At 69.4% G+C, this 23,854-nt stretch carries 24 protein-coding genes; 13 read left to right on the forward strand and 11 right to left on the reverse strand.

Translation table 11 applies throughout. The features are described 5' to 3' along the window. From QQA12_RS11855 to pilG, 4 genes are read right to left on the reverse strand one after another with little or no spacing between them, the layout of a single operon-like run. Window positions 1–2,037 (reverse strand): methyl-accepting chemotaxis protein, encoded by a 2,037-nt coding sequence (locus QQA12_RS11855; protein ID WP_054667137.1) that lies wholly within the window; start codon window positions 2,035–2,037, stop codon window positions 1–3. A 41-nt stretch (window positions 2,038–2,078) separates the two neighbouring features. Beyond that, window positions 2,079–2,609 (reverse strand): chemotaxis protein CheW, encoded by a 531-nt coding sequence (locus tag QQA12_RS11860; protein ID WP_054667139.1) that lies wholly within the window; start codon window positions 2,607–2,609, stop codon window positions 2,079–2,081. After that, window positions 2,609–2,971: a response regulator gene (locus tag QQA12_RS11865; RefSeq protein ID WP_054667141.1), complete on the reverse strand. Its 363-nt coding sequence runs from the start codon at window positions 2,969–2,971 to the stop codon at window positions 2,609–2,611. The genes QQA12_RS11860 and QQA12_RS11865 overlap by 1 nt, the downstream gene beginning before the upstream one ends. A gap of 16 nt (window positions 2,972–2,987) precedes the next feature. Then, window positions 2,988–3,389 carry a twitching motility response regulator PilG gene (gene pilG / locus QQA12_RS11870; RefSeq protein ID WP_054667142.1) on the reverse strand — a complete coding sequence of 134 codons (402 nt, stop codon included), beginning with the start codon at window positions 3,387–3,389 and terminating at the stop codon, window positions 2,988–2,990. 247 nt (window positions 3,390–3,636) lie between these two features. Between pilG and gshB the strand changes: the two genes are divergently transcribed. Beyond that, on the forward strand, window positions 3,637–4,587 hold the full coding sequence (gene gshB / locus QQA12_RS11875; RefSeq protein WP_226049941.1) for a glutathione synthase: 951 nt from the start codon (window positions 3,637–3,639) through the stop codon (window positions 4,585–4,587). Further along, window positions 4,584–5,474, forward strand: a complete 891-nt coding sequence (locus QQA12_RS11880) for an energy transducer TonB (protein ID WP_054667146.1) — start codon at window positions 4,584–4,586, stop codon at window positions 5,472–5,474. The genes gshB and QQA12_RS11880 overlap by 4 nt, the downstream gene beginning before the upstream one ends. Before the next feature lie 39 nt (window positions 5,475–5,513). On the opposite strand, the gene QQA12_RS11885 is transcribed toward QQA12_RS11880, so the two are convergent. From QQA12_RS11885 to QQA12_RS11910, 6 genes are all read right to left on the reverse strand, one after another. After that, window positions 5,514–7,460 carry a prolyl oligopeptidase family serine peptidase gene (locus QQA12_RS11885; RefSeq protein WP_226049408.1) on the reverse strand — a complete coding sequence of 649 codons (1,947 nt, stop codon included), beginning with the start codon at window positions 7,458–7,460 and terminating at the stop codon, window positions 5,514–5,516. 32 nt (window positions 7,461–7,492) lie between these two features. After that, complete coding sequence (locus QQA12_RS11890) at window positions 7,493–9,184, reverse strand: TonB-dependent receptor (protein ID WP_233324863.1); 1,692 nt, start codon at window positions 9,182–9,184, stop codon at window positions 7,493–7,495. Window positions 9,185–9,199: 15 nt separating this feature from the next. Further along, on the reverse strand, window positions 9,200–10,183 hold the full coding sequence (locus QQA12_RS11895; RefSeq protein WP_226049410.1) for a TonB-dependent receptor plug domain-containing protein: 984 nt from the start codon (window positions 10,181–10,183) through the stop codon (window positions 9,200–9,202). A gap of 487 nt (window positions 10,184–10,670) precedes the next feature. Then, window positions 10,671–12,365, reverse strand: coding sequence for an amidohydrolase (locus QQA12_RS11900; RefSeq protein ID WP_226049411.1), 1,695 nt, complete (start codon window positions 12,363–12,365; stop codon window positions 10,671–10,673). Window positions 12,366–12,489: 124 nt separating this feature from the next. Continuing rightward, on the reverse strand, window positions 12,490–13,176 hold the full coding sequence (locus QQA12_RS11905) for a glycine zipper 2TM domain-containing protein (RefSeq protein ID WP_226049412.1): 687 nt from the start codon (window positions 13,174–13,176) through the stop codon (window positions 12,490–12,492). 112 nt (window positions 13,177–13,288) lie between these two features. Next, window positions 13,289–13,723 carry an OsmC family protein gene (locus QQA12_RS11910; RefSeq protein ID WP_226049413.1) on the reverse strand — a complete coding sequence of 145 codons (435 nt, stop codon included), beginning with the start codon at window positions 13,721–13,723 and terminating at the stop codon, window positions 13,289–13,291. A 325-nt stretch (window positions 13,724–14,048) separates the two neighbouring features. Between QQA12_RS11910 and QQA12_RS11915 the strand changes: the two genes are divergently transcribed. The 3 genes from QQA12_RS11915 (at window position 14,049) to QQA12_RS11925 (ending at window position 15,934) form a co-directional block, all read left to right on the forward strand. Next, window positions 14,049–14,447: an HU family DNA-binding protein gene (locus QQA12_RS11915; RefSeq protein WP_054667155.1), complete on the forward strand. Its 399-nt coding sequence runs from the start codon at window positions 14,049–14,051 to the stop codon at window positions 14,445–14,447. A 500-nt stretch (window positions 14,448–14,947) separates the two neighbouring features. After that, a complete protein-coding gene (locus tag QQA12_RS11920; RefSeq protein ID WP_054667157.1) occupies window positions 14,948–15,253 on the forward strand; it encodes a DUF3861 family protein in 306 nt (101 codons plus the stop codon). Between the two features lie 93 nt (window positions 15,254–15,346). Continuing rightward, window positions 15,347–15,934 carry a DUF1439 domain-containing protein gene (locus tag QQA12_RS11925; protein WP_226049414.1) on the forward strand — a complete coding sequence of 196 codons (588 nt, stop codon included), beginning with the start codon at window positions 15,347–15,349 and terminating at the stop codon, window positions 15,932–15,934. A gap of 70 nt (window positions 15,935–16,004) precedes the next feature. Here QQA12_RS11925 and QQA12_RS11930 read toward each other — a convergent pair whose 3' ends face one another. Beyond that, the gene (locus tag QQA12_RS11930) at window positions 16,005–16,472 is read right to left on the reverse strand and encodes an SET domain-containing protein-lysine N-methyltransferase (protein ID WP_226049415.1); all 468 of its coding nucleotides are present in this window, start codon (window positions 16,470–16,472) and stop codon (window positions 16,005–16,007) included. A 177-nt stretch (window positions 16,473–16,649) separates the two neighbouring features. Between QQA12_RS11930 and QQA12_RS11935 the strand changes: the two genes are divergently transcribed. Genes QQA12_RS11935 through QQA12_RS11970 form a run of 8 tightly spaced genes read left to right on the forward strand, consistent with a single transcriptional unit; the run spans window position 16,650 to window position 23,311 of the window. Beyond that, window positions 16,650–17,096 (forward strand): SUF system Fe-S cluster assembly regulator, encoded by a 447-nt coding sequence (locus tag QQA12_RS11935; protein ID WP_054667161.1) that lies wholly within the window; start codon window positions 16,650–16,652, stop codon window positions 17,094–17,096. A gap of 17 nt (window positions 17,097–17,113) precedes the next feature. Beyond that, window positions 17,114–18,589 carry a Fe-S cluster assembly protein SufB gene (gene sufB / locus QQA12_RS11940; RefSeq protein WP_056931278.1) on the forward strand — a complete coding sequence of 492 codons (1,476 nt, stop codon included), beginning with the start codon at window positions 17,114–17,116 and terminating at the stop codon, window positions 18,587–18,589. Beyond that, window positions 18,586–19,044 carry a lysozyme inhibitor LprI family protein gene (locus tag QQA12_RS11945; RefSeq protein WP_226049416.1) on the forward strand — a complete coding sequence of 153 codons (459 nt, stop codon included), beginning with the start codon at window positions 18,586–18,588 and terminating at the stop codon, window positions 19,042–19,044. Before sufB ends, QQA12_RS11945 begins: the two co-directional genes overlap by 4 nt. Before the next feature lie 39 nt (window positions 19,045–19,083). Further along, a complete protein-coding gene (gene sufC / locus QQA12_RS11950) occupies window positions 19,084–19,848 on the forward strand; it encodes a Fe-S cluster assembly ATPase SufC (RefSeq protein WP_054667165.1) in 765 nt (254 codons plus the stop codon). After that, entirely contained in the window at window positions 19,848–21,149 is a 1,302-nt protein-coding gene (gene sufD, locus QQA12_RS11955) for a Fe-S cluster assembly protein SufD (RefSeq protein WP_056931276.1), read from the forward strand. The genes sufC and sufD overlap by 1 nt, the downstream gene beginning before the upstream one ends. Beyond that, complete coding sequence (locus tag QQA12_RS11960) at window positions 21,146–22,402, forward strand: cysteine desulfurase (protein WP_226049417.1); 1,257 nt, start codon at window positions 21,146–21,148, stop codon at window positions 22,400–22,402. The genes sufD and QQA12_RS11960 overlap by 4 nt, the downstream gene beginning before the upstream one ends. Window positions 22,403–22,445: 43 nt before the next feature. Then, window positions 22,446–22,982: a GNAT family N-acetyltransferase gene (locus QQA12_RS11965; protein ID WP_054668747.1), complete on the forward strand. Its 537-nt coding sequence runs from the start codon at window positions 22,446–22,448 to the stop codon at window positions 22,980–22,982. Then, window positions 22,979–23,311 carry a non-heme iron oxygenase ferredoxin subunit gene (locus QQA12_RS11970; RefSeq protein ID WP_054667170.1) on the forward strand — a complete coding sequence of 111 codons (333 nt, stop codon included), beginning with the start codon at window positions 22,979–22,981 and terminating at the stop codon, window positions 23,309–23,311. Before QQA12_RS11965 ends, QQA12_RS11970 begins: the two co-directional genes overlap by 4 nt. The last annotated feature ends 543 nt before the right edge of the window (window positions 23,312–23,854 follow it).

Below are 23,854 nucleotides of genomic sequence, written 5' to 3' on the forward strand. Positions count from 1 at the left end.
TCAGGCCGGAAGCTTGAAGTCGGCCACCGAACGACGCAGGTCCGCCGCCAGCTGGTTCAGCTGTCCAAGCGAATCGGCGGTCTGCCCTGCACCCTGCGAGGTCTGGCCGGTGATCTGCCGGATCACGCCCATGGTCTGGGTGATGTCGGTGGCGGCGGCGGCCTGCTGGTGGGCGGCAATGGAGATGTTCTTGATCAGGGTGTTGAGCGCGTTGGACACGCGTTCGATCTCGGTCAGCGCGGTACCGGCGTCCTCGGCCAGGCGCGCGCCCGACACCACCTCGGCGGTGGTCTGCTCCATCGAGGTCACCGCCTCGTTGGTATCGGCCTGAATGGCCTGCACCAGGCCTTCGATACGCCGGGTCGCGCCGGAGGTGCGTTCCGCCAGTCGCTGCACTTCGTCGGCCACGACCGCGAAACCACGGCCCGCCTCGCCGGCCGATGCCGCCTGCACGGCCGCGTTCAACGCCAGGATGTTGGTCTGTTCGGAAATGTCGTTGATCAGTTCCACGATGGAGCCGATCTCCTGCGACGACTCGCCCAGGCGCTTGATGCGCTTGGAGGTTTCCTGGATCTGGTCGCGGATCTGGTCCATGCCCTGGATGGTCTGGCGCACCACGCCGGCACCCTCGGTGGCGATGACCACCGAGCGCTGCGCCACTTCGGCCGACTCGCTGGAGTTGCGCGACACCTGTTCGATGGACGAGGCGATTTCGCCGATGCGGTCCGAGGCGCTGGTGATCTCGTCGGCCTGGTGGCCGGCGGCCTCGGCCAGCTGCATGGCGGTGGCCTGGGTTTCCTGCGCCGACACCGCCACCTTGCTGGAGATGTCGTTGATCGTGGTCACCAGGTGACGCAGTTCGTCCACGGCGTAGTTGATCGCGTCGGCGATGGCGCCGGTCATGTCCTCGGTCACCGAGGCCTTCACCGTCAGGTCGCCTTCACCCAGCGAGCTGATTTCGTCCAGCAGCCGCATGATCGCCTGCTGGTTGCGGCTGTTGAATTCCACCTGGGTCTGGTAGCGCAGCTCCTGTTCGCGCGAGCGGCTGCGCACCGTGCTCCAAACGAAGCCGATGATCGACAGCACCGACAGCGCACCGAACACCACGCTCCACCAGAAGTTGGGGAAGATGCGGGTGTCGCGGGTGGAGCCGAACGCGGAGAACGCGTCGAACAGCTTGCGGCTGTTGTCCAGCATGCGGTCCGAACCGCTGGCCAGCGCCGCGGCCGAGGACTGCGCGGCGAACAGGTTGCGCGAACTGGCCAGGATCGCGTCGGCGTCCTTCTTCATCTTGGCCCACTGGGTGGCCGACTGCTCAAGCGCGACCTGCGCGTTGGGATTGCGCACCGCGGTGATGCCCAGTTCCTCGCTGCCGTTGCGCAGGCCTTCGAGCACCTGGGTGAACACGGTCATGTCGCGTGCCAGCGCGTCGCCGGCACCGCTGGCGCCGGGGCCACCGGCGCGGATTTCGGTGACGCGGCGGGCCATCGAGCCGACCACCACGACCTGCTGCAGGCCGTTGTAGATCTGGCTGGACTGGGCGCCGCCGGCGGTCATCGCGCGCACCACTTCGTTCAGCTGCGCCTGCAGCTGCGGCACCGCGCCGACGAAATTGTCGGCATTGCCGGCCAGCGCCAGCACCGCAGGCTCGCTGGCCACGATCTGCTCGGCGTTCTTGGACAGCGGCTGCCAGGTCTCGACCAGTTGCCGCAGCGGCGTGGCCACGCCGGCCTCCTGGCCGAACCGGCCCTGCAGCTCACCCACGGTGCGGTCGACCCGGGCGCGGGTGTCCTTGAACGCGGCGTAGGCCGCACGGTTGCCGGCCACCGCCTCGCGGCCCTGGTTGGCCAGCTGCTGCGACAGCACCTGCAGGTCGGCCGCACCGGTGCCGGCGCCGGCCAGGCGACTGCCCTGCCAGGTCGCCACGCCGGTGTTGGCACCGAACACGATCATCGACAGTACCAGCAGGCCCAGCCAGAAATTGGTACTTACGTTGCCAAGCTTGCTGGTCTTGGCGGCGTCCGGAGCAGTACTCATGTTTCGACCTCGGTATCCAATACGGAAAGGCGGGCCCGCACTCAGGCGGCGGCCTGCCGGAATTCAGGCGTGCGCGACAGCAGGGAAAGCGAGAACACCCCCCAGTCGTGGTCGCCGTCATTGAAGGCACGCTCGACGAAATGGGCGTAGCGGCCCTGGGCGATGTCGCCTGCCGGGACCTCGGTGGACAGCTCGAAACTGCGCTGTCCGTAGAGCTCATCGATGCTGATGGCGACGTCGCCGCCGGTCTGGCGCATGATCAGCACCCGGTGGCCTTCCTGCTGGACGGTACGCTGCCCTTCCAGGAAGTACTTCAGGTCCACCACCGGAAACAGGTTGCCGCGCAGGTTGCCCACGCCCAGCAGCCACGGCTGTGCCCCCGGCACCGGGGTCACCGGCGGCATCGGCACGATCTCGACCACCTCGCGGAAATCGGACACCAGGCGCCGGCTGCCGATGCGGTAGCCCACGCCGCGCCAGACGTCCGTCGAGAAATGCCGTTCCGGCAGCTGCACCGCGTGCGCCAGGCTGCGCCGCTCATAAGCTTCGAGGATGTCGAAGGGAGATCGCATCAACCCACCAGTTTGTTGATCCGCGCGATCAGGTCATCCTCGCGCGGCGGCTTGACCACGTAATCCGACGCACCCTGGCGCATGCCCCAGGCCATGTCGGTCTCCATGCTCTTGGTACTGACGATCAGGACGGGGATGCCGCGGGTGGCCTCGTCGCGCGACAGCGCGCGCGTGGCCTGGAACCCGCTCATGCCCGGCAGCACCACGTCCATCAGCACCAGTTGCGGCGCCTGGCTGCGTGCCAGCTGCAGGCCATCCTCGGCATTGTCGGTGGCGAGCACTTCGTGCCCGGCCTTCTCCAGCCATTGCGTGAACACCGCCCGGTCGGTCGGTGAGTCCTCGATCAACAGGATTCGAGCCATGTGCCTTACCCCCTGGTCAGGCGTTGACGTATGTACGGATGGCGCCCAGCAGTTCTTCGCGGGTGAAAGGCTTGGTCAGGTACTGCTCGGAGCCGACGATGCGCCCGCGCGCCTTGTCGAACAGGCCATCCTTGGAGGACAGCATGATCACCGGCGTGGACTTGAACAGCTGGTTGCCCTTGATCAGCGCGCAGGTCTGATAGCCATCCAGCCGCGGCATCATGATGTCGACGAAGATGATCTGCGGCTGCTGGTCGGCGATCTTGGCCAATGCCTCGAAACCGTCGGTCGCGGTCACGACCTCGCAGCCCTCGCGCTTGAGCAGTGTCTCGGCGGTGCGGCGGATGGTTTTCGAATCGTCGATGACCATCACCTTCAACCCTGCGAGTTCCCCACCCGCAGCCATGTTTTCAACCATTGCGATTTCCCCGGGCGCGCAGCGCGCCATCTGAACGTGGAGCTGCTGCGAAAGCGGTCTATATCCCAGTCCGGCCGCAAACTGTCAAGGGCCGCCGTCATCGCGGGGCCGTCGCCGCGCGCAGTGTGAACCCCATCGCAGTCGTTGCGCAGGGCCATTCAGCCCCGCAACGCTCCGGACCGCGCATGGCGCTGGGCGCCCGTCGTGCCGGGGCGCTACCATCGCCGCCTGACCCGAAAGGCCGTGGATCATGCTGGACGTCATCGTGGTGATGGACCCCATCGCCCAAATCAAGATCGCCAAGGACACCACCTTCGCCATGCTGCTGGAGGCCCAGCGGCGCGGCCACCGCCTGCACTACGTGCGCCCCGGCGGGCTGGCGCTGGAAGGCGGCACCGCCGTGGCCGACACCGCGCCGCTGCAGGTGCGCGACGACCCGGCCGGCTGGTTCACCCTGGGCAGCTACACCCGCACCGCGTTCGGCCCCGGCCAGATCGTGCTGATGCGCAAGGACCCGCCGTTCGACGGCGAGTTCCTGTACGACACCCAGGTGCTGTCGGTGGCCCAGGCCGCCGGCGCCTGCGTGGTCAACGACCCGCAGGGGCTGCGCGACTACAACGAGAAGCTGGCCGCCCTGCTGTTCCCGCAGTGCTGCCCGCCGACCCTGGTCAGCCGCAGCGCCGCAGCGCTCAAGGCCTTCGCCCTGGAGCACGGCCAGGTCGTGCTCAAGCCGCTGGACGGCATGGGCGGGCGTTCGATCTTCCGCAGCGGCACCGGCGACGCCAACCTCAACGTGATCCTGGAGACGCTTACCGACGGCGGCCGCCGGCTGGCGCTGGCGCAGCGTTTCATCCCCGATATCAGCGCCGGCGACAAGCGCATACTGCTGATCGACGGCGAGCCGGTCGACTACTGCCTGGCGCGCATCCCGCAGGGCGACGAATTCCGCGGCAACCTCGCCGCCGGCGGCCGTGGCGAAGGCCGCCCGCTGAGCGAGCGCGACCGCTGGATCGCCGCCCAGGTCGGCCCGGAGATGAAGCGGCGCGGCATGCGCTTCGTCGGCCTGGACGTGATCGGCGACTATCTCACCGAGGTCAATGTCACCAGCCCGACCTGCGCCCGCGAACTCGACGCCCAGTTCGGCCTGAACATCGCCGGCCAGCTGTTCGACGCGATCGAGGCCAGCCTGCCGCGATGAGCGTACCCGTGGATGCCCTGCCGCCGCCGGCACGCATCACCGAGCAGCAACGGCTGGGCGCCACGCTGACGCTCTCGCTGCTGGTGCACGGGCTGCTGATCCTGGGCGTGGGCTTCGCGGTCGGCGGCAACGCGCCGCTGGTGCCGACGCTGGACGTCATCTTCAGCCAGACCAGCACGCCGCTGACGCCGGAGCAGGCCGACTTCCTGGCCCAGGCCAACCAGCAGGGCGGCGGCGACCACGACACGCCGCAACGGCCGCGCGACAGCCAGGCCGGCATCGTGCCACGCCCCGATGACGGCATCGCGCCGGTCCCGACCCAACGCCAGGCCGCCGCCGCACCGCCACCGCCGCAGGCGCGCGTGGTCAGCAGCACCCAAGGCGAGGAGGTGGTGGCCCAGGCGCAGCCGCGGCCGCTGCCCGAACGCCCCGAGCCGGACGCGCCGATGACCGCGCGCGAGCAGCGCGACGCGGAGATGGCTCGACTGGCCGCCGAGGTGCACCTGCGCTCGGAACAGTACGCCAGGCGCCCGAACCGCAAGTTCGTCTCGGCCAGCACCCGTGAATATGCGTACGCGAACTACCTGCGCGCCTGGGTCGACCGCGCCGAGCGCGTGGGCAACCTGAACTACCCGGACGAAGCGCGCCAGCGCCGCCTCGGCGGCCAGGTGGTGATCACCGTGGGCGTGCGCCGCGACGGCAGCGTGGAGAGCAGCCGCATCCTGCGCAGCAGCGGCACGCCGCTGCTCGACGCCGCCGCGCTGCGCGTGGTGGAACTGGCGCAGCCGTTCCCGCCGCTGCCGCGCACCAGCGACGACATCGACATCCTGCAGGTCACCCGCACCTGGGTGTTCCTGCCCGGCGGCCAGCTGCACGACGACCGCTGAAGCGGAGGCGCCGGCCGATGCCGACGCCTGCCGTGGCGCCTACTCCGCCGGGGCGAGCAGCGTCTTCTTCCAGAACTCGATCCCGGCCCAGAAGATGTAGTCGCGGTTCTCGCGCTTGTGGAAGCCATGGCCTTCGTTGCGCGCCAGCACGTGCCAGGCGTCGCCACCCTGCGCGCGCAGCGCCTTGACGATCTGCTCGGCCTCGGAGGCCGGCACCCGCGGATCGTTGCCGCCGGCGGCGACCATCAGCGGAATCCGGATCTTCCCGACATTGCGCAACGGCGATATCTCCGCCAGCCGGGCACGCTGGGCCGGATCGCGCTCGTCGCCGTACTCCACGCGCCGCAGGTCGCGCCGGTACGCCTGGGTGTTCTCCAGGAAGGTGACGAAGTCGGAAATGGCGACGGCGCAGCTGGCCGAGCGCAGGCGGTCGCTGTAATGCACCGCCGAGGCGTAGCACATGTAGCCGCCGTAGCTGAAGCCGTAGACCGCGAACCGGGCCGCGTCCAGTGCCGGATCGGCCGCCAGCGCGTCGATGAACGCCCCCACGTCCTTGACCGAGTCCTCGCGTTTCCAGGGGCCGTTGTCCAGGTCCAGGAAGCGGGTGCCGTAGCCCGAGGAACCGCGCACGTTGGGCAGGAACAGGGCCACGCCGAGCTCATTGAGCAGATAGTTGTCGGCGCCGAGGAAACCCGGCCGGCTCTGCCCTTCCGGGCCGCCATGGATGTCCATGATCAACGGACGCCTGCCCGGGAAGCGGGCGGGATCGGGGCGGTACAGGAAGCCGGACACCTTCTCGCCGTCGAAGCTGGTGACCTCCACCCGCTCCGGCTCGCGGTTGCGCTCCAGGTCCAGTCCACCGGCCTCGCTGCGGGTCCAGCGGCGGACCTCCAGTGTTTTGGCGTCCACCGAATAGACATCGCCGGGCACCTTGGCCGACGACAGGCTCAGGCCGATCTCGCCCCATGGCGCGATCTGCAGCAGCTGGCCGATGCTCCAGTCCAGGACACCGTCGGGCAGGCCGTCGACTTGCCGCAGGTTGGCACCCTGGCCATCGCCCACGCGCAGCCGCGACACGCCGGCGTCGTTGATCGCATAGGCCAGCACCTGCTCGTCGTCCGATACCGCATAGTCGGTCACGTCCCAGCGCGGTTCGCGGCTGACCGGGGCGAATGCACCGCTGCGCGGGTCCAGCTTGCCCAGCCGGACGAAATCCGAATCGCGGTTGGACAGCACCCAGATCCGGCCGTCGCGGGCGTAGCGCGCATCGGCATAGGACGCGCGCCCGCGCGCCGGGGTCAGCACCTTCATCCCGCCCCTGCGCAGGTCGACCTCGGCCAGCACGGCGTGGTTTATCGACAGCCGGTTGATGGCCAGCGCACGCGCGCCGTCGGGCGAGAAGTCGGAGATGTTCCAGCCGCCGCCACTGACCTGCGCGACCATCCGGTCGCTGCCTGGCCGGGCCGGGTCCAGCACGTAGAGGTCCATGTCCGCGCCGTTGCGCCGCGAGGAGGCGTAACCGAGCAGGCGGCCATCGCGGCTCCAGCTGCCGAACCAGTTGCGCGACCTGCCGTCGGTCAGCAGCTCCAGGCGACCGTCCTTCAGCAGGTACAGCTGGAAGAACTCGTTGCCGCCGATGTCCTTCTGCACCACCAGGTGGTCGCTGTCGCCCGGGGCGTGGCTGGCGAAGGGGACCGGCTCGGCCTCGAAGCTGAGCTGGGTGCGAGCGGCGCCGGGCGACTGCACGCTGTGCAGCTGGTCGGTGCCGCCGAAGCGGGTCTTCATCAGGACCGAGCGGTTCTGCGGGTCCCAGCCAAGGAAGGCGGCACGGCGGTACTCCAGGTAGCGGGCGCTGGCCTCGGCGGTCGCCGCGGGAATGGCGGGAACGCCGTCGGCATGGATCGCCGGCGGCACCGGAACCGCTGCGGCCGCACTGCCGGCGACGGCCAATGCCGCCGCCAGCAGGGTACGGAGTGCATGATTCATTTCTGCTCCTTGTCGGTATGCGGCCGCGCCGCTCAGAACTTCACCCGCACGCCGGCGGTGTAGTAGGCCCCCATGACGTCGTAATAGGGCGAGAACGTGGCGGCGATGGGCGCCTTCTTGTTGAAGACGTTGTTGGCGCTGGCATACAGCTCGACCCTGCCCTCGCCGCCCAGCCGGTAGGCGCCGCCCACGTCGTAGTACACGTAGCTGCCGATCCGGTTGTTGACGATGTTCTGGTTGCGGTCGTAGTCGCCTGCGGACAGGTAGCGCGCACGCGCGTTGAGCGAGAAGGCGTCGCTGTCGAAGGCGATGCTGGAAACCGCGCGCCACTTCGGCACGCCCAGCCCGAACGCGTAGCCCTGCGAGCCCACGTACTCCATCCGCTTGACCCCGTCGTCCGTGCTCAGACTGTTGACCCAGGTCGCCAGGGTGCGCAGGCGCAGGCGCCCGGGCACGCCGAACAGGCGGGCGTCGCGGCGGTAGGAAGCTTCCAGGTCGACGCCGTCGGTCTTGTACTGGGACAGGTTGGTGTAGGTGGAGACGATGCGGGTGATGTTTCCTCCCGCGTCGCGCTCGACCCGGCTGCACAGCTCGGCATTGCCGGCGGCGCAGCGGTTGAGGATGTCCTGCAGCCCGATCGTGGTGATCACGTCCTTGATTTCGATGTTGAAATAGTCCACCGACAGGTCCAGCCCTTCGACCGCCCGCGGCGACCAGCTCAGCCCCGCGGTCAGGGTGTCGGCCGTTTCCGGACGCAGCCCCGGGTTGCCGCCGCCGTTGCTCAACGCATAGACGGTCTGGTTGTTGGTCGGGTCGGTGACGTAGCTCCAGCCGGTGGTGGTGGTGGTGGTGAACAGCTCGCCCAGGTTGGCCGAGCGGATATCGCGGGAACGGGCGACGCGGCCGCGGAAGCCGTCGACGAACTCATTGGTGAAGCCGAGCTTCCACGACCAGATCGAGCCGGTGGTGTTGTAGTCGGAGATGCGCGCGGCCGCACTCAGCGCCAGGTTGTTCAGGCCGGGCACGTCCCTGACCAGCGGCACCAGTACCTCGCCGAAGGCCTCCTTGACATTGAACGAGCCCTTCATGGCACTGAAATTGAACGAACGGAACGCCTTGGCCGCGTCCAGTTCGCCGACGCGCTGGTCGATCGCCTCGCGCCGGCCCTCCACGCCGAACGCCACCGAGACCGGGCCCGCGGGCAGCTCCCAGGGTTCGCCGCGCAGGCTGGCGCCAAACACGTCCAGCGTGGTCCTGGCGCGCTGCTGCGGGGTACCGGTGACGTAGTCGATCGCCTCCTGCGACGGCGCGCCTTCGCCGAACACGTTGATCGGCACGCAGTGCACCGCCGGGTTGGCCAGGCTGACGCGGCACACCGGCTTGCCGGTGGACGGATCGATCACCGAATCGATGGCATTGGCCCATGCCTCGCGCAGGATGAACCCCGGCGTATCGAAGTTCGCCTCGGCCTCGCCGTGGCTGTAGTACGCGCTCCAGCGCCAGTCGCCGGCATAGCCGTCCAGCGCGAGCGTGGCCTGCGTGGTCTTGCGCTCGAAATCGATGTGTGGGTAATTGATGTCGTTGTTGAAGCGGCCGATGCGCAACTTGGTCTCGCCGGCCTGCTGCATCGCCTCGCGCACCTGCTGCGGCAGGAACGCGTTGTCGATGCCGATATCCAGGTTGTTGCGGTTGTGGTCGCCGAACCAGATGTAGTTGTTGTACATCCGCGAGTGGCGCACCTAGGCTGTCAGGCGCACATCATCGTTCAGATCGTAGCGGCCGCTGGCGAGCACCGAATACCGCTTCTGCGGCGCGCTGAGCGGGCTGTAGTCGTCGTTCGACGGTCCCTCGCCGCCACTCATCAGCGCACCGACGACACGGCCGTACTGGAAGTCGCGCAGCGAACCGTCCGGGTTGAACGCCTTGCCCTTGAGCACGCCGGACAGGATCAGGCCGCCGTAACCCGCGTCGGCGAAGCCGACATCGGGCATCAACTGGTACTGGCCGTTGCCGATGGACAACGTCGACCAGCGACCGGCCCGGCTGCGCGAACTGCGCGGCACGATGCCGTCGTTGTCGAGGAACTCGCCGCCGACCAGGAAATGGCCGCGCCCATCGGCGAAATCCGTGCCCCAGGCTGCCTCGAAGCGCTTTTCCTTGCCGTCGTTGTAGGTGGACTGCCCGGCCTGGGCGCCCGCCTTGAAGCCTACGAAATCGTGATCCAGGCTGATGTTGACCACGCCGCCGACCGCACCCGACCCCCATGCCGCGGAGGCACCGCCGGTCACCACGTCGACGCTTTTGACGACGATCGACGGGATCGTGTTCAGGTCGTTGTCGCTGGAGATGCGGCGACCGTCCTGCAGCACCAGGGTGCGCGAGATGCCCAGGCCGCGCAGATCGACCGGCGCGTTGCCGGCACCGGTATTTGAGCCGGTGGTCTGCGGCGAACTGGTCGCGCGGAACTGCGGCAGGTCATTGAGCGCGGCGCCGATGTTGGTGCGCGAATCGAGCTTCAGCTCCTCGGCGGTGATCGGCAGGGTCGGCGTCGGCGCCACCAGGTCGGGGCGGTCGATGCGCGAGGCGGAGACGCTGACCGTGGCGAGATCGCTGATCTTGCGATCGCTGCCTTCTTCCTTGGTCTGGGCATGGACGCCGGCAGAGGCGGCCAGGCTTGCCAGAACGCACAACGTCAGGGGATGAAGCGGGAGTGGCTTGCGCATTTTTGTTCGTTACCCGAATTCGCTATGACTGGGGGACGCCCCGCATGGGGCGTACCGACAGTGCCAACTCGTGAACGAACAATGCGCAATGTCTACGGGAAGACAAATTTCATTGCCGATGCAACCGGATGCATCTGCTTGTCGGGGCCGGTGTGCGAGCGCGGCGCAGGCGCGCGCAAGCGCTTGTTCCAAGGGGCGCGATGCCACCTGGCCGGACGCTGTTTCCAGCGCCGTACTGCTTCGCAGGGCGACGTGAATCGCAGTCGATGAAGCGCCGAAGATCGGATCGTTTCTTCCGCAACCTCGGCTGCGGTAGCGGATATCGCCCGCAATTGCGCGGCTTTTCCGCCCATGCCACCCGCAGGTGGCATGGATGTGCGGCGGCATGGCGGCGCACCCTGGAGTCCGGTGCGGCATGCATGCGCGGCGACCTGGCAACCGCCGCGCGGCGCTGCCGAACCGTCATCGCCGCGGCACCGCGGCGGCGTCAGCCCTCGCTGGCCGGCGGTGCCGCGGTGTAGACCGCTTCGCCATCGACCCAGGTGGACAGCACCTGCAACCCGTCCAGGCGGCCGGCGGCCGCATCGAGCGGATCGCGGTCGAGTACGACGAAGTCCGCATGCAGGCCCGCGCGCAGGCGCCCGACCCGGGCTTCGTCATGCCCGGCATACGCCGCGTCGCTGGTGAAGCCACGCAGCGCTTCGGCCGGGCTCAGGCGCTGCTCCGGCTGCCACCCGCCCGGCGGCCGGCCATCGCGGTCCTGGCGGGTCACCGCCGCGTACAGGCCCAGCCGCGGATCGACCTGCTCGACCGGGAAATCCGACCCCAGCGCCAGCCGCGCACCGCTGTGCAGATAGCGCTGCCAGGCATAGGCACCCTTGATCCGCTCCGGCCCCACGCGCTGCCCGGCCCACCCCATGTCCGAAGTGGCATGGGTGGGCTGCATCGAGGCGATCACGCCGAGCCGGGCGAAGCGCGGGATGTCCTCCAGCGCCACCACCTGGGCGTGCTCCACGCGCCAGCGGTGGTCGTTGTCCTTGTGCGCGCCCAGCACCTTTTCGTAGGTGTCGAGCACGATGCGGTTGCCGCGGTCGCCGATCGCATGCGTGGCCACCTGCACCTTGCAGCCATCGGCCCTGCGCACGGCCACCTCGAATTCCTCCGGCGATGTCATCAGCAGCCCGCGGTTGTGCGGGTCGTCGCTGTAGTCGGCCAGCAGGGCCGCGCCGCGGCTGCCCAGCGCGCCGTCCATGAACAGCTTCACCCCGTGCATCTGCAGGCGTCCGCCCGGATGGGTGTAGAGCCCGTTGGCGCACAGGTCGTCCAGCGCCGCGTTGTTGCCGTCGGCGTAGGCGTCGATGCGCAGCGGCAATCTGCCCTGGTCGGCCAGCCGTTTCATCACCGCCAGGTCCCCGCGCGACACGCCCATGTCGTGCACGCCGGTCAGCCCGTTGCTGACCGCCAGTTGCAGCGCCGCGTGCAGGCGCTTCTCGCGCACCGCCGCGTCAGGTGCCGGGATGTGCGCGCTGACCAGCGCGGATGCGGCGTCCACCAGCACGCCGGCCGGCTTGCCGGCGGCGTCGCGCAGGATACGCCCGCCTTCGGGCTGCCAGTCGCCGGACAACGACCTGCCCGCCTTCTTTTCCGCGATCCGCAACGCGGCGCCGTTGGCCCAGCCGGCGTGGCCGTCGATGCGCTCCAGGTACACCGGCCGTTCGGGGAACGCCGCGTCCAGGTCGGCCGCGGTCGGGAACGCGGTGTCGTCCCAGCGGTTCTGGTCCCAGCCGGCGCCCAGCAGCCACTCGCCCGGCGCCAGCGTCTTCTCGAAGGCCTGCAGCCGTTCCACCACTTCGGCACGGCTGCGCGCGCCACTGAGGTCGGCCTGCGCCAGGGTGTTGCCGAGGCCGACCAGGTGCGCGTGCGCGTCGATCAGGCCCGGTACCACGGTGGCCTTGCCGGCATCGACGCGCGGGGCCTGCGGATAGCGTTGCAGCACGGCCTGGCGCTCGCCCACCGCGAGCAGGCGGCCGTCGTCGGTGTCCCACGCCAGCGCATTGGCCGTGGGCTGCTGCGGATCGCCGGTATGGATGGTGTCGGCGAGCAGCACCCGCACTCCGGCCGCGGCCGGCGCCACGTGCAGACAGGGAAGCAGGACGGCGAGACAGGCGGCGGTACGGCGCATGCGGGGACACTCCTGGCCAACGGAAACGGCGACTATGCCGCCATCGGCCAGGGCTGACAACGAACGCCAGGGCACGCTGCCGCAGGGCCGCGGCCAGACGCGCGCGGCCCGCGCCGCGCGCAGGTCAGTCGGCGCTGACGTCCACCCGCACCCGGATGCGCTCGCCCGGGTGGTAATCGCGGCGGGTGTGGTACTCGCGGCCGGCGTATTCGTAGGTGACGTCGTAACCGGCCACGCGCTCGCTCTCGTAGCCGTAGCCCTCGCGCTGCGGCTCGCATACGCGCACGTCCGAGCGGCGGTAGACCGGGCGGTTGTTGGCATCGTAGATCGCGCGCCCGGCGGCGCCGCCGGCCACGGTGCCGATCGCGGTGCCCAGGTAGCGGCCATCGCCGCCACCGATGCGGCTGCCGATGATCGCGCCGGCCAGGCCGCCGATCACCGTGGCCACCTGGCGCCCGCCATCGTTGCCCTGGCGATAGCCGTCGACGTAACGCCCGTCGCCATGATCGCGGACGTCGTCGCGCTCCTGGCGGTAGCCGTCCGCGCCGTACACGTAGTCGCCCTCGCTGCGCGCGTAGCAGTCTCCCCGGCGGCCGCCGCCGTCGACGATGATCGGGTCCACCCGCACCACGCGCGCATAGTCGTAGACCGGGCCGTTGTCGTCGCGGCCGTAACGGCCATCATCGTCGCGCCACTGGCCGCTGCCCGGGTAGGGGCGATAGCTGCCGTCGTCGTAGCGCTGCGCGGAGGCGGTGAACGCCAGCAGGCAACCGAAGACCAGGACACCTGCAAGAGTCAATGATCGGGACATGGCGGCCGCACCGGCGTATGGGATGGAGGATGGGCGGATGCTCCGGCGCGGCGCGTGAAACGCCCCTGAACCGGAACGCCGGGGCGGCAACGGCACCGCCCCGGCCGCCGGATCAGCCGGCGAACTCGGTCTCCAGGCTGATCGGCACCGCGCTGAGCGCCTTGGACACCGGGCAGTTCTGCTTGGCATCGTCGGCCACCGCGCGGAACTTCACCTCGTCCATGCCGGGCACCACCGCCTTCACCTTCAGCCGGATGCGCGACAGCTGCGGACCGCCGTCCATCGACAGGTCGACATCGGCGCGGGTGTCGAGCGAGCGCGCCGGGAAGCCTGCTTCCGCCAGCTTTGCCGACAGCGCCATGGTGAAGCAGCCCGCGTGCGCGGCGGCGATCAGTTCTTCGGGATTGGTGCCCTTCTCGTCGCCGAAACGGCTGGAAAACGCGTAGCGCGTGTTCTCCATCAACCCGCTCTGCGGCGTGCTCAGCCGCCCCTGCCCGCTCTTGAGATCCCCCTCCCAGTGCGCGGTGGCGTGGCGCGAAATACCCATGGCAAGTCTCCTGTACGTGCGTTGAAGGGAGACCCAGCCTAGGCGAGCGTTCGTTAGCGCCCTGTGCGCCGCGGCGGCAGCGCGCATCGCGGCCGCCCCCTGCCGCCGCCGCGCATGGCCGGGGCCGCGACCGGTGCGCGGCCCCGGGCTTTGCAGCCGGTTTTCCCGCGATCGTGGCCCGACGGCACGCCGGAAGGGCGGTTGGAAGCAATTTTTATGGGGTTTTTGTGCCCCGACCTATTGGCGATGCACCGCGCATGCCCTACATTTCGCTTGCCGACGGGGTCGGCATGACCACAACCACCCGCTCACGGAACAGGAAACCATGGCAAAGACCGCTAAGAAGGCTGCCCCGAAGAAGGCAGCGAAGAAAGTCGCTACGAAGGCCGCCGCCAAGCCGGCCGCTCCCAAGCCGATCAAGGAAGCCCTGACCAAGTCGGGTCTGGTTGCACACCTGGCCGAGGCGACCAGCGTCGCTGCCAAGGATGTCCGCTCCGTCCTGGCCGCGCTGGAAGGCGCCGTTGCCGCATCGGTCAACAAGAAGGGCGCTGGCAGCTTCACCCTGCCGGGCCTGCTGAAGATCTCCACCGTGAACGTGCCGGCCAAGCCGAAGCGCAAGGGCATCAACCCGTTCACCAAGGAAGAGCAGTGGTTCGCCGCCAAGCCGGCCTCCACCAAGATCAAGGTGCGTCCGCTCAAGAAGCTCAAGGACGCCGCGATCTGATCCGCGCGCCCTGGGCGAGAGAACGGGACGGCCATGCCGTCCCGTTTTTTTTTGCGGCGCCACCGGTGCGCGCACGGATCGTCGCCGCGCACTGCCAAGGCCGCACCCTGCGGCATTGCGCGCCGATTGCGCGGCAAGCGGCATGCCTGCGGAGGCGGTTCGTCCGCCAGCCACGCCAATCCGCTGCCGGAACAAGCGCAATCCCCCCGCCGGGAGGCATCTTCAGGTGCGCGCCCGGGTGACGTGGCCTGCCTGGAGCGTGGGCCATGCATCTCCCCGGAATCGGGTCCATGGCGTGCGCCGCATGCCCCGCGGCCCCGGCGTGACGGCCATCGCCGGGGCGACGTCCGGCATTGCCAGGCCCCTGCCGCGGGGTGCGCGCCAGCGATGGCGGGCGCGATGCGGTATCGACTGGAACACAGCGTCATGGGCCGGCGCCTCGCCCCGGCCGCCCAGCGGGCCTATGGTGGTCGCCAAGCCCCACGCTCACACGCCACACCATGTCCAGCAGCAAGCACCGCTACCGCATCACCGTCACGCCGATCGAAGCCGATGGCCTGCAGTGCAGCGGCCGTTGCACCATCGAGTTCGAACAACGCAGTCCGCGCAACTGGATGCACGAACTGGAGGACGCGCAGCGGCAGCGGCGCCTGTCGTGCAACGAGGCTGCAGGCGCGGTGGTCGCCACCGGCCTGCTGGAAGCACTGGCCGTGGCCGCGCGCGACGACGCCCACCCGCTGGCGGCACTGCAGCCGGAACTCGACGGGCTGATCGCGAAGCTGCAGGCACTGCGCCAGGCACGCTGAGCGCGGAGGCGACGCCGTCGCGCTAACCGGCCATTCACCGTTTCCGGGTATCGTGCGTCGCTTCCCCCGCCACACTCTTCGCAGGCCGACACGATGAACCTCCGCGCCCTGTTGCTGCCCGCCGTCGCCTGCGTGGTCATGGCCACCAGCGCCCACGCCTCGCCGCAGGTCAGCGGCCGCAAGCTGCTGGTCGATGCAGCCGACGTGCAGCACTACCTGGATGGCAGCTTCCCGCGCTCGCAGAAGGCGCTGGGCGGGCTGCTCGCGATGACCGTCAGCCAGCCGCGGCTCACGCTGCCGGCGGGCAGCCGCCTGAACCTGCAGTTCGACCTGGCCATGGCCGCCGCCGGCGGTGCACCGATGCCGGTGGGCAACGTGCAGCTCAGCAGCGGCCTGCGCTACGACGCGCAGAGCCGTGGCTTCCACCTGGAACAGCCGACCGTCGACGCGTTCCGCCCGGCCATGGCCGGCGCCGAACTCGATGCCGGCACGCGCAGCCTGCTCAACACCTGGCTGGCCGACTATGCACGCCGCGAGCCGATCTACCGCATCGAACCGGCCATCGCCAACGTGATGGGCGCGCTGCAGGTGAAGTCGGTGGGCATCGAGAACGGCCGCATCGCGGTGGACTTCAACCAGAACCTGGGCGCGCTGCTGCCGCAGGGACTGCCCGGCAACTGACGCCTGTCCTGCCGGGCGTGGACCCGGGCCGCGCCTGCGGCCCGGTCCGGGAACGACCCGCGCGCCAGCCTCAGCGCTTGGGCTGCAGCATGGTGCCGGTGCACTTGGGCGAACCGCAGCGGCACTCCCAGATTTTCTTCAAGCGCGGGGTGTGGCGCTCGGCCAGGGTGATGCCGTAGTTGTAGGTCAGCTCCTCGCCCGGGCGGATCGCGCGGATCGCCTCGATGAACACCTTGTCCGCGGTACGGTCGTCGCCCTCGGCCTCTTCGATCAGCGCCTCGCAGTTGGGGTCGCAGCTGTGGTTGATCCAGCGCGCGTCATTGCCCTTGTAGCTGGCATCGATGACGTAATCGTCGTTGAGCGTGAACAGGAAGGTATGGCCGCTTTCCACATCGCCCGCATCGTCGGCGTCCACCTCGGCGTGGGTCCGGCGCAGCCCCTTGTACTCGATGATGCGCTCGCCCTTGGCGATGGCCGCCAGCGCGAACACGCCATTGCCGTGGATGGTGGATCTGCGCGCCTGGATCTTCTTGGGCATGTACATGGCCGGGAAACGATGGGAAGGGGGATTCTCGCGCAGTCGCGCAGGCTTCCCAAGCCCGGGCGCCGGATGCCAACGGCTTGACCTGCATCAACGCATCGCCGGGAAGCGGATTTGAGGCTCCGCCCACAAAAGCGTACAATTTCGGTCCACATTGATTCCCCCCGCCTTCCCATGCTCCGCGTCACCAAGCTCACCGACTACGCCAGCGTCGTCATGACCGTGCTCGCCACGCGGCCGGACGAGGTGCTCAGCGCGACCGAGCTGGCCGAGGCCGCCGGGCTCGAGCCGCCCACGGTCAGCAAGCTGCTCAAGCCACTGGCGCAGGCCGGGCTGGTCGAGGGCCTGCGCGGCGTGCGCGGCGGCTACCGCCTGACCCGTCCGGCCACCGAGATCAGCCTGATCGAGATCGTCGAGGCGATGGAAGGCCCGCTGGCGATCACCGAGTGCAGCCAGGGCGAGAGCCAGTGCGGCATCGCCGGCCAGTGCGGCGTGCGCTCGAACTGGCGGCTGATCAACGACGTGGTCGCCGACGCCCTGCGCGGGGTGACGCTGGCGCAGATGCTGCACCCCCTCCCACTTGCTGACCGTCGGCGCATCGACGTCAGCATCGTTTCCTGAATTCCGTAGGCAGCCTCATGGCCACCGAGACCACCGAAAGCGTCGGCAGCGCCGACACCCCAAACCGCGAGATCCACGAACAGCTGGGCCGCAAGTACGAGGCCGGCTTCGTCACCGAGATCGAATCCGAGTCGTTCCCGCCGGGCCTGGACGAGGACATCATCCGCGCCCTGTCGGCCAAGAAGGACGAGCCGGAGTGGATGACGCAGTGGCGCCTGGACGCCTACCGCCACTTCCTGACCATGCGCCAGCCGGACTGGGCCAAGCTGCAGATCGGCCCGATCGACCTGCAGGCGCTGAGCTATTACTCCGCGCCCAAGGGGCCCAAGTACAAGTCGCTGGACGAAGTGCCCAAGGAGCTGCTGGACACCTACGACAAGCTCGGCGTGCCGCTGCACGAGCGCGCCAAGCTGGCCGGCGTGGCGGTCGACGCGGTGTTCGACTCGGTCTCGGTCGGCACCACGTTCCGCAAGGAACTGGCCGACAAGGGCGTGATCTTCTGCTCGATCTCCGAGGCCATCCGCGAGTATCCCGGGCTGGTCCGCCAGTACCTGGGCTCGGTGGTGCCGGTGGGCGACAACTATTTCGCCGCGCTCAACTCGGCGGTGTTCTCCGACGGCAGCTTCGTGTTCGTGCCCAAGGGCGTGCGCTGCCCGATGGAGCTGAGCACCTACTTCCGCATCAATGCCAACAACACCGGCCAGTTCGAGCGCACGCTGATCATCTGCGAGGACAAGGGCCACGTCTCCTACCTGGAAGGCTGCACCGCGCCGATGCGCGACGAGAACCAGCTGCACGCCGCGGTGGTGGAGCTGGTGGCGCTGGAAGACGCCGAGATCAAGTACTCCACCGTGCAGAACTGGTACCCGGGCGACGAGAACGGCGTGGGCGGCATCTACAACTTCGTCACCAAGCGCGCCGAATGCCGCGGCGCCCGCTCCAAGGTCACCTGGACCCAGGTGGAGACCGGCTCGGCGATCACCTGGAAGTACCCGTCGTGCGTGCTGCTGGGCGACGACTCGGTGGGCGAGTTCCACTCGGTGGCGCTGACCCACCACCGCCAGCAGGCCGACACCGGCACCAAGATGATCCACGTCGGCAAGCGCACCAAGAGCAAGATCGTCTCCAAGGGCATCAGCGCCGGCCACGGCCAGAACACCTACCGCGGCCTGGTCAAGGTCGCCGCCGGGGCCGAGGGCGCGCGCAACTACACCCAGTGCGATTCGCTGCTGATCGGCAAGAAGTGCGGCGCCCACACCTTCCCCTACATCGAGGTGAAGAACCCCGCCGCGACCGTCGAGCACGAGGCCACCACCTCCAAGATCTCCGACGACCAGCTGTTCTACTGCCGCGCGCGCGGCATCGACCAGGAGAACGCGGTGTCGATGATCGTCGACGGCTTCTGCAAGCAGGTGTTCAAGGAGCTGCCGATGGAGTTCGCGGTGGAAGCCAAGAAGCTGCTGGAAGTGTCGCTGGAAGGCTCGGTCGGATGATCCGCCTGCCCCTGCCCCTGCCCCTGCCCCTGCCCCTGCCCCTGCCCCTGCTCCTGCCCTTGCTCCTGCTGGCATTGCTGCCGGTGGCTGCCTCGGCCGCCTCGCCGGGCAAGGCCTGCGACGATGCCCGCACCCAGCTGGACATCAACGAATGCGCCGCGCGTGAAGCCGACGCCAGCGATGCCGAGCTCAACGCCGTGTACCGGCAGGTGATGCAGAAGCTGCAGGGCCAGCCGGTGGCCATCGACAAGCTGCGCAACGCCCAGCGCCTGTGGATCCAGCTGCGTGACGCCGACATCCAGGCACGCTACCCGGTGGGCAAGGGCGAGAACCCACGTGTCCTGTACGGCTCGATGTACCCGATGCTGTATTCGGCCAACAAGGCCGAGCTCACCCGGCAGCGCACCCACTGGCTGCGCGCCACCTTCCTTGATCGCGCCGAAGGCGAGCTCTGATCGCCCCGCCCCACATTCAAATTTGAAGACCGCACCCTCATGCTGAAGATCGAAAACCTCCACGCAAGCATCGGCGACAAGGAAATCCTCAAGGGCCTGTCGCTGGACGTGAAGCCCGGTGAAGTCCACGCCATCATGGGCCCCAACGGCGCCGGCAAGTCGACCCTGGGCAATGTGCTGTCCGGCCGCGACGGCTACGAGGTGACCGACGGCAGCGTGCGCTTCGAAGGCAACGACCTGCTGGAGCTGGAGCCGGAAGCGCGCGCCGCCGCCGGCCTGTTCCTGGCGTTCCAGTACCCGGTGGAGATCCCGGGCGTGAACAACACCTATTTCCTGCGCGCCGCGCTCAACGCCCAGCGCAAGACCCGCGGCGAGCCGGAACTGGACTCCATGCAGTTCCTCAAGCTGGTGCGGCAGAAGCTGGCCGTGCTGCACCTGAAGGACGAGCTGCTGCACCGCGGCGTCAACGAGGGCTTCTCCGGCGGCGAGAAGAAGCGCAACGAGATCTTCCAGCTGGCGGTGCTCGAACCGAAGCTGGCGATCCTCGACGAGACCGACTCGGGGCTGGACATCGACGCGCTCAAGAGCGTGGCCGACGGCGTCAATGCGCTGCGCTCGCCGGAACGCTCGTTCCTGGTCATCACCCATTACCAGCGCCTGCTCGACTACATCAAGCCGGACGTGGTGCACGTGCTGGCCGACGGCCGCATCGTCAAGAGCGGCGGCCCGGAGCTGGCGCTGGAGCTGGAAGCGCACGGCTACGACTTCCTCAAGGACCGCGTGGTGCGCGAGGCGGCCAAGTAATGAGCCCGCTCCTGCAATCGCTGGCCGCCGCGTTCTGCGGCAACGACGAGCGTCGCGCCACGCTCGATGCCGCGCTGCGCAGCGGGTTGCCCGCCGCGCGCAGCGAAGCCTGGAAGTACACCTCGCTGCGCCAGCTCGAACGCCGCAGCTTCGGTGCCGCGCCGCTGCAGGCGCCGAGCGTCGATGACGCGTTGCTGGCCGCCATCCCGGCGCCGCGGCTGGTCTTCGTCAACGGCCGCCCGAGCGACGCCCACAGCGACCTGTCCGGGCTGGACGCCGGCGTGCAGGTTCGCACGCTGTCGTCCGTGCGCCGCGACGAGCCGCTGGCCGCCGGTTTCCTCGGCCGCCGCTTCGACCGCGCCGAGGAGGTCTTCGCCCAGCTCAACGCCGCGCTTGCCGACGAGGGCGTGCTGGTGCAGGTGGCCGAAGGCATCGCCGCGGCGACGCCGTTGCACCTGGTCTTCATCAGCGCGCCGCTGGGCCCCACGCACGCCGATGCCACCGCCGGGGCCAGGGACGCGAACGACATCGCCTGGCACCACCGCCACCTGTTCGAGCTGCGCCGCGGCGCTTCGCTGAACCTGGTCGAGCACCACCTGCAGGCCGGCGACAGCGCGCACCTGGACAACACCCTGGTGCACGTCCACCTGGCGCAGGACGCCCGGCTCGCGCACGCCCGCGCGCAGGCCGACAGCGCGCGCGCCACCTCGCTGCTGCGCACCGACGCGGTGCTGGCGCGCGATGCGGAGTACCGCCGCATCGACCTGGAACTGGGCGCCGCGCTGAGCCGCCACGAACTCAACGTGCGCCTGGAAGGCGACAACGCCCGGCTGGTCGCCAACGGCGTGCTGCTGGGCACCGGCCGCCGCCACATCGACACCCGCCTGGGCATCGAGCACATCGCCCGCGACACCCGCGCCGAACTGCTGTGGCGGGGCGTGGCCGCCAACCGCAGCCGGGTCGTGTTCCACGGTGGCATCCACATCCGCGAAGGCGCCGACGGCACCGACGCCAACCTGTCCAACAAGAACCTGCTGCTGTCCGCCGACGCCGAGATCGACACCCAGCCGACGCTGGTGATCGACGCCGACGAGGTCAAGGCCGCGCACGGCGCCACCGTCGGCCAGCTCGATGCCAACGCGCTGTTCTACCTGCGCTCGCGCGGGGTGCCGGCCGAACAGGCGCGCGCCATGCTCAGCACCGCGTTCTGCCACGAGCCGCTGGCGGCCGTGGACGACATCCTCACCGAGAAGCTGGTCCACCACCTGGGCCAGGCGCTGCAACAGGCAGGCATGGCATGAACCTTTCCTCCCCGCGCCCGATTCCCGCCACCGGCAGCGCCCCCGACTGGGAGCGCGTGCGCGCCGATTTCCCGCTGCTGATGCGCGAGGTCAACGGCAAGCCGCTGGTGTATTTCGACAACGCCAACACCGCGCAGAAGCCGGTGCCGGTGATCGGCGCGGTGGACGAGTTCTATCGCCGCTACAACGCCAACGTCAGCCGCGCGGTGCACGCGCTGGGGACCGAGGCCACCGATGCCTACGAAGGCGCGCGCACCAAGCTGGCGCGCTTCCTCAACGTGCGCGCCAACGAACTGGTGCTGTGCAGCGGCACCACCTTCGCCATCAACCTGGTGGCCTACTCGTGGGCGCTGCCGCGGCTGAAAGCCGGCGACGTGATCCTGGTCTCGCGCATGGAGCACCACGCCAACATCGTGCCCTGGCAGCTGGTCGCCGAGCGCACCGGCGCCCGCATCCGCGTGGCCGAGATCACCGCGGACGGCAGCCTGGACATGGATGCGCTGCACGCGGCGATGACGCCGGACGTGAAGCTGCTGGCGCTGACCCACGTCTCCAACGTGCTGGGCACGGTCAACCCGGTCCGCGAGATCTGCCGCGAAGCGCGCCGGCGCGGCATCGTCACCGTCATCGACGGTTCCCAGGCCGCGCCGCACCTGGAGCTGGACGTGGCCGCCATCGGCTGCGACTTCTATGCCGTCACCGGCCACAAGATGTGCGGGCCCACCGGCACCGGCGCACTGTGCGCGCGCCGCGAACTGCTGCAGGACATGCCGCCGTTCCTGGGCGGTGGCGAGATGATCAAGGAAGTCAGCTTCGAGGGCACGGTGTTCAACGACGCCCCGCAGAAGTTCGAGGCCGGCACACCCAACATCGCCGGCTTCGTCGGCCTCGGCGTGGCGGTCGACTACCTGGACGGCCTCGGCCGCGGCCATATCGCCGCCCGCGAGCAGGAACTGCTGGCGCACTTCACCGAGGAGCTGCAGCGCGTGGAAGGCGTGCGCATCTTCGGCACCGCCCCGCACAAGGCGGCCGTGGTCTCCTTCCTGGTCGAGGGCGCGCACGCGCACGACCTGGCCACCCTGCTCGACCTGCAGGGCGTGGCGGTGCGCTCGGGCCAGCACTGCGCGCACCCGCTGCTGCAGTACTACGGGGTGGCCGCGACCTGCCGCGCCTCGCTGGCGTTCTACAACACGCATGCGGAGATCGAGGCGTTCATGGCCGCGCTGAAGAAGGTACGCGCCCTGCTGGGCTGAGCATTGCATGGAGCGGGGCGTGGCCGCGTCCTACAATGCGGGCATGGACGCCCTCACCTTCCGCACCGCCACCCCGGACGACGTTCCGGCCCTGATCGAACTGGTCACCTCCGCCTACCGTGGCGACGCCTCGCGCGTGGGCTGGACCACCGAAGCCGACCTCCTGGACGGCCAGCGGGTGGATGCCGAAGGCATCCTCGCCGACATCCAGCGGCCGCGCAGCGCGATCCTGTTGGCTGAGCAGGGCGGCCGGCTGCTGGCCTGCTGCCACGTCGCCGACGAGGACGGCCATGGCTACTTCGGCATGTTCGCGGTCAGCCCCACCGCGCAGGGCGGCGGGGTCGGCAAGCAGGTCATGCTGCAGGCCGAGCGCCACGTGGCCGGGCACTGGCGGCTGCCGAGCATGCAGATGACGGTGATCGACTGCCGCGAGGAGCTGATCGCCTTCTACGAGCGCCGCGGCTATGCCCGCACCGGGATCAAGAAGCCGTTCCCCTACGGCGACGCGCGCTTCGGCCTGCCGAAGCGCGACGACCTGCGCTTCGAGGTACTGGAGAAGCCGCTGGAGGGCGCGGCATGAGCGCGGCCTGGACCTACGTCTGCGCCAGCGAGGAACTGCTGCCGGGCGAGATGAAGACCGCGTTCGACGACGTCACCGGCGCCCCGATCGTCGTGTTCAACCTGGACGGCGAGCTGTACGCGCTGGAAGACCAGTGCACCCACGAGGAGTTCGAACTGTCCTCCGGCAGCATCGATCCGGTCGAGGGCAGCATCGAGTGCGTTCTGCACGGCGCCCGTTTCGACGTCCGCGACGGCCGTGCGCTGTGCGCCCCGGCCTATACCGCAGTGCCCAAGTTCCCGGTCAAGCGCGAAAACGGCGGCATCTGGGCCCGCGACGACCGCGACTGAGCCGGGCAATGGCGCCCTGGGCCGGGGGCGCCTCGCATGATTGTGGACATGCGAATCATTATCGTTTAATTTACCGTTATGCATGCCGCCCGCGCCTACCCGCGGAGCTCCTGCAACGGAGCCCCGCCCTGCCTGCCGACCGTCCCGGTCCGGCGGTACTGGCGCCTGTGGCTGCTTGCCGGCTTTTTCCTCGCCACCTTGCTGGTGGCGGCACTGGCTCCCGCGGCCCACGCCAGCGCACGCCCCACCGCTGACGTCCCCGTTGCCACGTCCGCCGGCCAGCCGATGGCCCCGGGCGGGCAGGCGATGCACGTGCCTGCGATGGCCGAGGCCGACGCCGAAGCGCCCGGCAGCGCGCGCCCGGCGCAGGCATGGGGTGCGCACTGGCCAGCCAGGCATGCACCCCGGCTGGCCTCGCCGCGGCTGCCGACCGGCGTTCCCGCGACGCCCGGCGCACGGACGTACCGGTCGCCACCGGCGCATGCGCCACCCGCCAGCCGCCACGGCTGAGTCCCGCGCGGACGCCGGCCACGGGCCATGGGC

It is taken from the genome of Stenotrophomonas sp. 17(2023) (assembly GCF_030345315.1).
In the GTDB taxonomy this organism is placed as follows: Bacteria; Pseudomonadota; Gammaproteobacteria; order Xanthomonadales; family Xanthomonadaceae; genus Stenotrophomonas; species Stenotrophomonas acidaminiphila.